Origin of the sequence: Clostridium sp. SGI.024 (assembly GCF_050315195.1) — a bacterium.
GTDB lineage: Bacteria > Bacillota > Clostridia > Clostridiales > Clostridiaceae > Clostridium.
On record NZ_JBNPON010000077.1, the window covers coordinates 1 to 12,069 of the forward strand.

General features: G+C 26.2%; 8 protein-coding genes. 2 read left to right on the forward strand and 6 right to left on the reverse strand.

The window, feature by feature from the left end; translation table 11 throughout:
- The first annotated feature begins 23 nt into the window (after positions 1–23).
- Entirely contained in the window at positions 24–1,061 is a 1,038-nt protein-coding gene (gene ltaE, locus ACQRD5_RS15170) for a low-specificity L-threonine aldolase (protein ID WP_320900605.1), read from the forward strand.
- Positions 1,062–1,109: 48 nt separating this feature from the next.
- Here the strand turns inward: ltaE and ACQRD5_RS15175 are convergent, their stop codons facing one another.
- Together ACQRD5_RS15175 and ACQRD5_RS15180 are read right to left on the reverse strand one after the other, a co-directional pair.
- Positions 1,110–3,464, reverse strand: coding sequence for an ATP-binding cassette domain-containing protein (locus tag ACQRD5_RS15175; RefSeq protein WP_427747007.1), 2,355 nt, complete (start codon positions 3,462–3,464; stop codon positions 1,110–1,112).
- Between the two features lie 177 nt (positions 3,465–3,641).
- Positions 3,642–4,625 (reverse strand): alpha/beta hydrolase, encoded by a 984-nt coding sequence (locus tag ACQRD5_RS15180; RefSeq protein ID WP_291626780.1) that lies wholly within the window; start codon positions 4,623–4,625, stop codon positions 3,642–3,644.
- A gap of 120 nt (positions 4,626–4,745) precedes the next feature.
- On the opposite strand from ACQRD5_RS15180, the gene ACQRD5_RS15185 reads away from it, so the two are divergent.
- Positions 4,746–5,813 carry a GerMN domain-containing protein gene (locus ACQRD5_RS15185; RefSeq protein WP_320900609.1) on the forward strand — a complete coding sequence of 356 codons (1,068 nt, stop codon included), beginning with the start codon at positions 4,746–4,748 and terminating at the stop codon, positions 5,811–5,813.
- Positions 5,814–5,931: 118 nt separating this feature from the next.
- On the opposite strand, the gene ACQRD5_RS15190 is transcribed toward ACQRD5_RS15185, so the two are convergent.
- The 4 genes from ACQRD5_RS15190 to ACQRD5_RS15205 all read right to left on the reverse strand — a co-directional run bounded on the left by ACQRD5_RS15190 (position 5,932) and on the right by ACQRD5_RS15205 (position 12,046).
- Positions 5,932–9,306, reverse strand: a complete 3,375-nt coding sequence (locus tag ACQRD5_RS15190) for an AAA family ATPase (RefSeq protein WP_320900611.1) — start codon at positions 9,304–9,306, stop codon at positions 5,932–5,934.
- 110 nt (positions 9,307–9,416) lie between these two features.
- Entirely contained in the window at positions 9,417–10,583 is a 1,167-nt protein-coding gene (locus ACQRD5_RS15195) for a class I SAM-dependent methyltransferase (protein ID WP_427747008.1), read from the reverse strand.
- Positions 10,584–10,642: 59 nt separating this feature from the next.
- Positions 10,643–11,476 (reverse strand): deoxyribonuclease IV, encoded by an 834-nt coding sequence (locus tag ACQRD5_RS15200; RefSeq protein ID WP_291626787.1) that lies wholly within the window; start codon positions 11,474–11,476, stop codon positions 10,643–10,645.
- A gap of 198 nt (positions 11,477–11,674) precedes the next feature.
- Positions 11,675–12,046, reverse strand: coding sequence for a hypothetical protein (locus tag ACQRD5_RS15205; RefSeq protein ID WP_291626788.1), 372 nt, complete (start codon positions 12,044–12,046; stop codon positions 11,675–11,677).
- Between the last annotated feature and the right edge of the window lie 23 nt (positions 12,047–12,069).

Here is a 12,069-nt window from a genome sequence, read left to right on the forward strand (position 1 = left end):
AGTATTAAAAAGGAGGTATTATTATGAAATTTATTGACTTAAGAAGTGATACAGTAACTGAACAACCAATTTTTATGAAAGAAGCAATGTTTAATGCAGAAGTTGGTGATGATGTCTATAGAGATGATCCTACAGTTATTAAGCTAGAAAAACTAGCTGCTGAAATTGTTGGCATGGAATCTGCTTTATTTGTTCCAAGTGGAACCTTTGGAAATCAGCTTGCATTATTCACTCACTGCAAAAGAGGTAGTGAAGTAATAATTGCTGATTCTAATCATATTATTGCTCATGAAGTTGGGGCAAGCTCTGTAATAGCTGGTGTGCAATTAAGAACTATAGATGCTCCAAATGGGGTGTTAAATCCAAATGAAATAGAAAAAAGAATACGCTTTGAAGATGATGATATTCATTTCCCTTCAACATCACTTATTTGTGTAGAAAATGCTCATTCTAGTGGTAATGTATTATCTATTGAAAATATGAAAGCTGTATATGATATAGCTAAAAAATATAACTTACCAGTTCATTTAGATGGTGCAAGATTATTTAATGCTTCAACTGCTCTTAATGTTGATGTTAAAGAAATTACAAAGTATTGTGATTCTGTAATGTTCTGCTTATCCAAAGGCTTATGCTCTCCTGTTGGATCTATTTTAGCTGGAAGTAAAGATTTCATTGATAAAGCAAGAAAAAAGAGAAAACTAATGGGTGGTGGTTTAAGACAAGCTGGCTTTTTAGCTGCTGCAGGAATAGTTTCTTTAGAAGTAATGACTAAAAGGTTAAAGGAAGACCATGATAATGCAAAATTATTAGCAGAAGAATTAAGTAAAATACCTGAAATTTATGTTGATTTACATAATTTAAAAATTAATATGGTTTTCTTTAGCTTTAAAGATAAAAATATAGATACTAAAGAATTAGTTAAATATTTCCTAGAAAATAATATTAAAATTAATGATGTTGAAAATGGTCTTATGAGATTTGTTACTCATTATTGGGTTACAAAAGATGATATATATAAAATCATTGAAGTACTAAAAACATTTTTATATGAAAGATAAACAAAATTATGGGGCTGTCTTGACAGCCCCAATTTTATTTAATTAATACTATTCTGTTCTTAATGCCTCAACAGGATCTTTTTTTGATGCCATTACTGCTGGTATAGATCCTCCAATCATAGTTAAGACAACACTTATAACTACTAATATTATAGCATGAACTGGATTTAAAACTGCTACTCCTTTTAAATCAGTAACTTTATATAATATATTATTTGTCGGGAAAGTTAAAAGATAAGCAATAACTATTCCTAAAATACCGGAACAACTTCCTACAATAAATGTCTCTGCATTAAATACTCTAGTTATATCTTTCTTCCTTGCACCTAATGCCCTTAAAACTCCTATTTCCTTTGTTCTTTCAAGAACAGATATATAAGTTATTATTCCAACCATAATTAATGAAACTACTAGTGATATTGCTGCAAATGCTATTAATACCATAGTAATTGCATCCATAATTCCACCTGATAAACTTACGAATGTACTAGCCATATCATTATATATAATTACATCTTCTTTATCTTTATCTTCATTCCAATCATCTAAATAATCTGTTATAGCTTCTTTAGTAGCAAAGTCCTTTGGATATAAAGTTATCATATAAGGTGTTGAAGTTGCACCTATAGAAGCAAGAATATTTTCTTTAGTATTTGTATTACTCGAGTCTGCTCTATTACTGTCTCTTTTAAAACTTTCTCCAGTAAATACATTGTAGTCAACTTTCTCTTGTGCCTTTACTACTTCAGAATTTTTAGCATCTTCTATGAAGTATTTACTTAATTCATCTGAATAAGATAATCCTGATGATAATACTGGAATAGTTACATCCTTTTTCAACCTTAAAATACCTGTTATCTTTAATGGTATAGCTCTTTCATTATTATATATTTCACTCATATCATTAGGATTTCCTGCTAGAGTATAATAGTTCCCTAGTTTTTTATAATAATCATCATTTAAGATTGCCTTTATTTCATATCCCACTATATCATTAAAACTAATTTCTTCTTTATTACTGTCAATTCCTAATGCATCTAAAACAGCAGTATCTAATTTATTATATTCATCTACTACTAAAATTAAATCATTCATTGTCTGTGGATAACTACCTGCAAGTAAGTCATATGAAGTTTCTAAATACCCTTCAGAATTATTATCCAACTTTATTGGGTAGGAAGATAAATTTAAATCTGAAGCATTAATTGGAGTTGCTACACTTCCGTCACTTTTTAAAAAATTCATGTTGACTAGACGAGTAAATGAAATCCCTGAAAGTAATGTATCATCAATATCCTCAATATATTTTACATATTCTTCCGTAAGTTTATTAGTATGAATAAATGTATTTTCTTTACTATTGTAAGGATATATTATGTCTGTGTCAGGATACTTGCTAGAATCTACTTCTTCCTCTCCTAACATTTCTTTTCTCATTTCCTTACTATGTTCCATCATTGTATTTATATCAACTTCAGCTGCTTTCTGGCTTATCATAATAGGGAAACCTGATAAAGTATCTGATTCAAATATATCTATTTGCCTGTCAAATCCATTAGATAATGATAGAATTAATGCTATTCCTATAATACCAATACTAGAAGCAAATGCAGTTAAAAATGTTCTCCACTTTTTAGTTCTTATGTTCATACCTGATAATTTTAATGCTGTAAAAAAGCTCATACTAGTTTTCTTAAGACTATAAGAGCTATTACTTTTTTCTTCTTCTAAAGGATTAGTGTCTGAAATTACATTACCATCCCTAAACTCAACTATTCTATCTGCATAATCTCTTGCTAATTCCGGATTATGTGTTACCATTATTACTAATTTATCTTTTGCTATATCTTTTATAAGATCCATTATTTGAATACTAGTCTTAGTATCTAATGCACCTGTTGGTTCATCTGCTAAAATTATATCTGGATCATTAGCAAGAGCTCTTGCTATAGCAACTCTTTGCATCTGTCCACCTGAAAGTTGATTAGGTCTTTTATGTATATGATCTTTTAGTCCAACTCTTTCTAATACTTCCACAGCCTTTTTATGTTTTTCTGTTGCTGAAATTCCACTTAAAGTCATCCCCATTTCTACATTATCTAAAATGCTTAAATGACTTATTAAATTGTAACTTTGAAAAATAAAACCTATACTATTGTTTCTATATGCATCCCAGTCTGAATCCTTAAATTCCCTTGTAGACTTTCCATTAATAATAAGATCTCCACTATCATACTTATCTAAACCACCTATAACATTAAGACAAGTAGTCTTTCCCGAACCACTTGGTCCTAATATGGCTACAAATTCACTTTCTCTAAAATTTAAGCTTACCCCATTTAAAGCAACTTGTTTAAAATCACCCGTTATATAGGATTTTTTTATATTTTTTAGTGATAACATGCTTTTCCTCCTACTACGTTTTCTATAATATTTTTAAATTTTTCAACTATAAATCATATAATATTTTAGTATTATGAACTAAATATGAAATAATTGAATGCATACTTATAATTATACCCATTTAGTGAATTTATGTTATAAACTTAACAAAAAAAGGAAGATTTTATATTCTACTTATTACATATTTCTAAGGATAAACTCTAGCATTTTACTTCCTACAGCCACAACTTCTTCCATATCAAATTCTGAAAAATCATGAGTAGCACCTTCTAAAGTAATTATATTAGCCTTATTATTTTTACTTATTAACTTCTCATATAACTTTTCAGCGTTATTGTATGGAACCATAGTGTCTTTTTTACTATGAATTATTAAGGTGCTTGGTTCATTTTTATCTACATAATTAATAGGACTATATTTATTTAAAACTTCTTCTTTTCTATCTTCAACTGAATTAATAATTTGTTGCAAATCCCAATTAACATTATTCATGTCTAAAGTCATTAAATCAGTCGGTCCAAAAAAATCAATTAAATATTTCACTGAAGATGAATAATTTTTAAGTTCTTCATCATCAACAAACTCATCATCATCACTATATGCTGCCATTAAAGATAAATGTGCACCTGAAGATGCTCCTATTATACCTATTTTATTTTCATTAAAGTTATATTCTTCCTTATTTTTATGAACCCATCTAATAGTATCTTTAACATCACTTATTTGTTTATTAAAATTTTCTTCACCCCTCATAAGTTCATAACTTGTACTTATTATTGTATACCCTTCTTCTTGAAAAGCATCAAGTAATGGCGATATAACACTTGGAATTTCTTTATTACCATAAACCCAACTTCCTCCATGAACATATATAATTACTGGTGAACCATTTTTAAGCTCCTTTTTAGCCTTAAAAATATCTAATGTCAAAGGTACTCCGTTTGTATTTTTATATTCAACTTCACTATAATCTTCAATAACATCTTCTTTTATTGAAAAATCAATCTCTGACAAAACTTTAGACTCTTCTACAAATTCTGAATACTTATTAAGTATATTAATTGTTAACTTTATTTTATCTCTAATTAAAAATGCAAAACCACCTAAAGCTAAAGTTATCAATAATACTACTATTCCTAAATATTTAAAAAATTTCTTCATAAGCCCTCCTATATAATTTAGTATCTATAATTTATTTTATCATTATTTTATGTTATATTTGTAAATAATACCTAAAAATTTTAATAGAATATAATGATATTATAATAAGGAAGTGATTTTATGAAAAAGAAAGTCTTTCTTTTGTTATTCTCTCTATTTTTTTCTATAATATTAATTGGTTGCAATAAAAATACTGATAATCCAAATTCCAACAGCTCAAATAATAACAATATTGAGGATACGAGCAATAATGAGAATGAAAATAATGAGAAAGAAAAAAATGAATCTGAAGAGTTAACTAAAGCTCTGAGAAAAGTAAGACTATTTTATTTTGATACTGTAAATTATGAATTATACTATGTGGATAAAGAAATAGAAATTGAAGATAAGGCAATAATAAAAGCATTGACTAAGGAACTACAAGAATATTCACCAAATAATAATTTTTTGAATCTAACTGACAAGGTTGGAATAACCTCAGCTACTTTAGATGAAAATAGTGGAATTTTAAAAGTAAAATTTTCATCATCTTATGTAAACGAAATGCTTTTAGGTTCTTCGACTGAAAGTGGTTTGTTATCATCTTTACTTGCTACTTATGGCTATAATTTAAATGTAGATAAAGTTGCTATATATTTCAATGATGAATTATATACTTCTTTAAGAGGTGAATTACCTAATGGTTATTTTGATGTTGATTATAGCTCTGCTAAAGCCTACTCTAAAGATACCTATACTAGTGAATCTAGCACCCCTGAACCAAATATTAAAAATATAAATTGTAGAATTTATTATTATAACGCTAATGATGATATTTATTACTTTAAAGATAAAAATATAGAAGTAGTTGATAGTGCTTTAGTAACAGCATTAACTAAAGAAATTAAAAATATACCTAGCAAAAATTTTTTTGACTATAAAGATGATTTATCTGTAAAATCTGCAAAATTAAATGGTGATACATTAACCGTTGACTTATCTAAAAATTATTATAACATATTAACTAGAGTTGGCTCTGGTGCTGAAGCTTCAGCTTTAAAGACACTAGCACTAACTTATGGTTACAATTATAATGTAGATAAAGTTATAATTTTAGTAGATGGAAAACCATATAAAGGTAGCCATCTTATGTATGATCCTAATGAACCTATAAATATAAATGTAACTAATATTAAAGAACTCCAATAAAAAAAAAGGAAATAGATATTATATTCTTTGCTCCGTCGCAAGCTCCAAGTCGCCAGAACATAATATCTATCTCCTTCTATACTAAAGGAAATAATTCTTCATACTTCAGAATAATATTTTATTTATAAATATTTTTTAGAATAAATTTTTCTTTGCTTTTTATAAGGTCTTCTGTAATTATTAAATTCATTTCTTTGCTATTAATTCTTATATCACAAATTCTAATACTTTGTTCTCTAATTAAAATATCTAAGTATTGTTTTACCATAAGGGCATTCTTTAATGTTAAGTTCTTATTGATATAAAGTTCTCCTATAGTATTAGTTAATTCTGTTCTTGAGTTTTCATCTAATATATATCCCTTACTTTCTAGAATTCCTAAGGCCATATTAATTAATTCCTCTTTACTATAATCATTAAAGTTCAACATTGATGAAAACCTATAGTTAAGTTCTGGATTTAAATACATAAGTTTTCTTATACAATCTTTTTGACCAGATAACGCTAAAACTGTGTTATTGCTATTCTTATCCATAAATTTTATTATATCTTTTATTATTTTATTAGAATAAGGTTCTAGTAAAAATTCTGCTTCATCTATATAAATAACTTTACCTATTTGTTTATTTAATAATTCTTCAAAGGATGCATTATTATTTATGCACTCTATAGCATTATCTTTATTTATTTCTACTATATTTTTAGCTTTTACTATTCCCATACTATATAATGTCTCTGAAAAAATATTTAAAACTGTTTTCTTTCCTGTACCAATAGCTCCAGTGAAAATTATATTCATATATCTATTTATATCAGTAGATAAACCAAGTTTTCTTCTCTTTTCTTTTACCCTAATTAGCTTATATTGTTCTCTTAAGAATTTCTTTGCCTCTTCATTTCCAACTAAGTTATTTAAATGTTTCTCTAAATCAAATTCATTATCATATTGAGATGTATTTAATTTTTCTATATCCCTTGCAGTTATTAAATTTATTTCATATACACTTGTATCCTCTTCTGCTATCCTTATACTTTGCTCTCTTATTAGATTTTCAACATAATTTCTCACCATTCTGCCATTTCCAGATTGTGAATCTGAATTTTCATAAATATCTATAAAGCTTTTCTTAAGAGCTGAATAACCATTTTTAGATAATTTAAATCCTTTTGATTCCATTAATCTAATAGCCATTTCTAGTAGTTCATTTGGATTATAATCTTCAAAATTTGTCCATAATGGAAATCTTGATCTAAGTCCTATATTAACATCAAAGAAATTTTCCATTTCTTCTTCATATCCAGCTAATATAACTATAACTTCCTTAGAGTAATCTTCTACTAACTTTAAAAGAGTTTCTATTGCCTCTCGTCCAAGACTATCATTAGCAAGGGTATATGCTTCATCAATAAATAAAATTCCTCCAAGTGCTTCTTTAAATTTTTCCTCTGTCTTTTTAGCAGTTTCACCAGGAATATTTGAAACAAAACTTGATCTATCACATTCAATTAATTGTCCTATCTTTAATAAGCCCATACTATTTAGCATTTCAGCCACTAATCTAGCAATGCTAGTCTTACCTGTACCAGGATTACCTGCAAAAACCATATTCAAATTTTGTTCTATTTCTGTATTTACTCCAACTGACTTTCTTTTTTCTTGAGCTATTAATAATTTATACTGACTTCTTAATAAATTCTTTACTTCTTCTAAGCCTATGATATTATTTAATTTTTCTTCTAAATCAAATTTGGCATTAGCCTTAAAGTTAAAGTCTTCTCTTTCTAAAAGATCTATTTCGCTTCTATTATTATTTAAATACTTTCTTGAAGAAAATATTATTGCATTTTCAATAATATTTCTAACAAATCTGGCATTTCCTAAATCATTTTTACCAGTAAGTTGATTTCTTGTAAATAAATCAATAAGATCATTTTTTACATTCCTAGAAATTCTATAACCTTTAGATTTTGCAATTTGAAGTGCTATTTTATACATTTCTTCTGGTGTATAATCTTCAAAGTGTATAATGTTTGGAAATCTTGATTTAAGTCCTTGATTTACAGCCAAAAATTCTTCCATATCTTTTTCATAACCAGCTAATATAACTGTTAAATTATTTCTATTATCTTCAATTCCTTTTATTAATGTATCTACTATTTCTTTTCCTATTTTATCATTTTCACCTTCATATAATGAGTAGGCTTCATCAATAAATAGTACTCCTCCTAATGCTGATTTTATAATATCGTTAGTTCTTTTTGCTGTTTCATTGATATTTTCTGTAATAAAATCAGCTTTACTTACTTCTACTAACACTCCTTTTGATAATAATCCAAGAGCATTTAAATATTCATAAGTAATTCTTGCTGCATTAGTTTTTCCAGTACCTGCATTACCTGCAAAAATCATATTTAATGAAATATAAGAGGTTCTTAAACCAAGCTTTTCTCTAATTTTTTGAACCTTGTTATTATTTTCTATATTTAATAAGAATTCTTTTAATTCTTTTAATCCTATTATTGATTCAAGCTTATACTTTACTTCCTCTAAAATAGGTATTGAATATCTATTTAAATTATATACTGAATTGTTTACTTTACATTTTAGTACGTTACCTTCTACATAAACTAATATTTTTTCACCTTGGCTTAAACTTTCTTTCTTTATTAAATTAATAGCAGGATTGCTAAACCTATATTTTATATATTCTGTAATTGCAAAACTTCCCTTTTTACTAAAAGAATCTTGTAAATATTCAAATACACCTTGATTTTCTTTTTCACTAATATTTTCTTTATAGCCTAAAAGTATTTGAACTCCATATTCCTCTTTAATATTATATATTTCATTATTAAGCTTCTTTCTTATAATATTATTTTTTTCCTTTTCAGTAAGGGCTCTTGTATATAAAAGCTTATCTGCATTTTTTAGTGAAGATTCTATAAAATTGTCTAATTCCATTTTCACTTTATAATTATATATAAATATAAAGAATTTATTATGACATATTATCTCATTTATTGTATTATTTTCTTCTTGATCTGCATCAATTAAAAACTTATTTTTAACTTTATATCTATTTTTTAATTTTAAACATGAATTAGGGTAAATCTTAGATAGTAAGCTTAAAATTTCATTAGATGCTTTTTCAGTATTTTTAAATATTACACCATAAGATGACGAATTATTTAATACATCATATAAATCTGTTAAAAATGCATTATATCCCATATTGAAGTTATAAGATGATAAATCAATTTCATCTAATTTTTCATTATCTATTAACTTCTCTTCTTTTAATACTTCGAAGGTAGTCCTAATACTTGCCTTTTTAAAAGTATTTCTCTCACCAGCTACAAGTAATATTCCTTTTTCATTTTTATCAATTTTTTCAATAAAATATTCTGCCAATTCTCTAAAGTATTCTTCTTGTGCTATATACTCACTATTTAACTTTCTTTCTATATTAATTTTTAATTGTTTTTTATCCATAATTCTCCTCCCTCGTCTTTTATATTAATACATTTTAATCTATGCTTTAGTAATTAAGTCACAAAAAATATAGTAAAAATGCTGCACTTAAATAAGCACAGCATTGCAAGTCATATTAATTTATCAGTTTTTAAAAGCTCTAATAATGTAGGATTAAACTTAAACTCTTTAATTAAAGCATTTACCTCATTTAAAGCTTTTTCTCTCTTTTCTAGAGAAATTTTACCTTTTGAAGCTCTAATTAATATGTTTTTTGGTGAATGTGCTATATCTATAAACTCTAAAAGTTGAGTTTTATATCCTACTGCCTCTAATAAGTTTCCTCTTACTGCATCTGTCATAAGAGCAGAAACCCTTTCTTGAATTATACCATATTTTGAAAAAATTGATAAGGTTTCTGGTTCTATTTGAGAGTTAAATTCATGCTGACAACAAGGAACTGAAAATATCATCTTTGCATTCCATTTTATAGCATTATATAAAGCATAATCTGTTGCAGTATCACAAGCATGTAATGTTATTACCATATCTACATTATTTTCATACTTATAACCATTTATATCTCCAAGTTCAAAATGTAAATTATCATATTTATATCTTTTAGCAATTTCATTGCATTTTTTTATTACATCTTCTTTAAGATCTAAACCTATCATTTTTACATCTATATTCTTAATTTCAACAAAATAATAGTATAATACAAAGGTTAAGTATGATTTACCACAACCAAAATCTAATATAGTAAGTTCCTTGTAATCCTTTTTCTTTATTTCATCGTCTATTATTTCAATAAATCTATTTATTTGTTTATATTTGTCGTATTTAGAATTAATAACTTTACCTTCTTTAGTAAATACGCCTAAGTCTATTAAAGGTTCTATTATCATTCCCTCTTTTAAAATATAGTTTTTTTCTTTATTATGACTTTTATTACTTATATTTTTATTATCTGATTTCTTTTTACCTAAAAATACTTTCCCCTTTTTAGATATCTTTAAATCAAAGGTTTTATCATTAGACCAAGCAGATAATTGTTTATAATTATTATTTACTAATTTAATTAATTCTTTTTCTAAATTATTAAATTCAATATTCTCATGAAAAACTTGTTTATCTGTAAACTTTTCTATTTGATAATATTTTTTACCTTTATTGTTTATCTTTAATACTACATTAATTTTATTATATTCTACTTCTTTATTTAATTTATTACTAATAACAACCTTTATTATTTCTTCATTAACTATTTCCTTAATAGACTTTATTAACTCTTCCATAAAAAAACACACCTTTCTAACTATCAAATATGATACACAAGAAAGAAGTAAATATCAAGCTATGCTTGATATCTGCTTCTTAATAGCTCTATTTCTTTAGCGTATCCATCTAATTCATTTGGTGTTTCTAGGAAAAATGGTAGATGTTTAAGCTTAGGATGGTTAATTATATTAGTTATTGCATCTAATCCTAAAAATCCTTCCCCTATTTTTTCATGTCTATCTTTATGGCTTTTAAATGGATTCTTACTATCATTTAAATGTATTGCCTTTAATCTATCTAAACCTATAATTCTATCAAATTCATCTAAAACTCCATCTAGGTTGTTTACAATATCGTATCCAGCATCATAAACATGACAAGTATCTAAACAAACACCCATCTTATCTTTTAATTCAACCCTAGATATAATTTCTGCTATTTCTTCAAAGGTTCTTCCAACTTCAGATCCCTTTCCTGCCATTGTTTCTAATAAAACTGTTGTAGTTTGATCTTCTTTTAATACATTATTTAGTAGTTCTACTATATAGTTAATCCCTATTTCTACCCCTTGCTTTACATGACTTCCAGGATGAAAATTATATAAATTGTTTGGCATAAATTCCATTCTTCTTAAGTCATCCTCCATCATTTCTCTTGCAAATTCTCTAGTTCTTTCATCTGCTGAGCATGCATTTAATGTATATGGTGCATGAGCTAATATAGTAGCAAAATTATTTTCTTTTGCTATACTTAATAAAGCTTCCATATCATTAATATCTATATCTTTTGCTTTTCCACCTCTAGGATTTCTAGTGAAGAATTGAAAAGTATTAGCACCAATTTCTAAAGCTTCCTTCCCCATATTTTCAAAACCCTTCGTTGTTGATAAATGACATCCTATATTTAACATTGTTTCCTCCATAATCTATGCTATCAATACATTTGTTATTTTTTCTTTTAATTAAATAAATAATACTATAAGCTTTAGTATTATGGCAAGTATAAACAATAATATTTATTATTTAATATATTCTTTCACTTTAAAGCATAAAAAAGTCAACCTATATATGATTGACTTTTTTAAATAATTTCATATTATTATTTTTATTTATATTAAAAATGTTATTATAACAGATAAGATTCCACCTATTAATAAGGAAAAGGTACTTAATGAAAATCCAATATCAATCTTTGCTCCTGATTTTTCCTTTTCCATTTTTGCTACTTCCAAGTTTGCGTTTGTTATATATTGTGCATTATTTTGTCCTAATCCCTGCATAGATAATCCCATAGGATCACCAGATATAGATGCAAAAACTCCTCCAAAAACTAAAACTAAACCTTCAATAAATAATATATTTTCAAAACTTTTATAAGGTGAAATTTTAGTTATTATAAATCCTATTAATGCAGCTAACCCAAACCATACAAATCCCCAAATTATAGATTTTACCATTATATTTATTATTCTATTTTTCATAAAGATTCCCCCTTTTTAATATT

Bases quoted from the DNA above. Each gene is read 5' to 3' on its own strand.
- ltaE (WP_320900605.1), top strand. From the start codon at position 24: ATGAAATTTATTGACTTAAGAAGTGATACAGTAACTGAACAACCAATT.
- ACQRD5_RS15175 (WP_427747007.1), bottom strand. From the start codon at position 3,464: ATGTTATCACTAAAAAATATAAAAAAATCCTATATAACGGGTGATTTT.
- ACQRD5_RS15180 (WP_291626780.1), bottom strand. From the start codon at position 4,625: ATGAAGAAATTTTTTAAATATTTAGGAATAGTAGTATTATTGATAACT.
- ACQRD5_RS15185 (WP_320900609.1), top strand. From the start codon at position 4,746: ATGAAAAAGAAAGTCTTTCTTTTGTTATTCTCTCTATTTTTTTCTATA.
- ACQRD5_RS15190 (WP_320900611.1), bottom strand. From the start codon at position 9,306: ATGGATAAAAAACAATTAAAAATTAATATAGAAAGAAAGTTAAATAGT.
- ACQRD5_RS15195 (WP_427747008.1), bottom strand. From the start codon at position 10,583: ATGGAAGAGTTAATAAAGTCTATTAAGGAAATAGTTAATGAAGAAATA.
- ACQRD5_RS15200 (WP_291626787.1), bottom strand. From the start codon at position 11,476: ATGTTAAATATAGGATGTCATTTATCAACAACGAAGGGTTTTGAAAAT.
- ACQRD5_RS15205 (WP_291626788.1), bottom strand. From the start codon at position 12,046: ATGAAAAATAGAATAATAAATATAATGGTAAAATCTATAATTTGGGGA.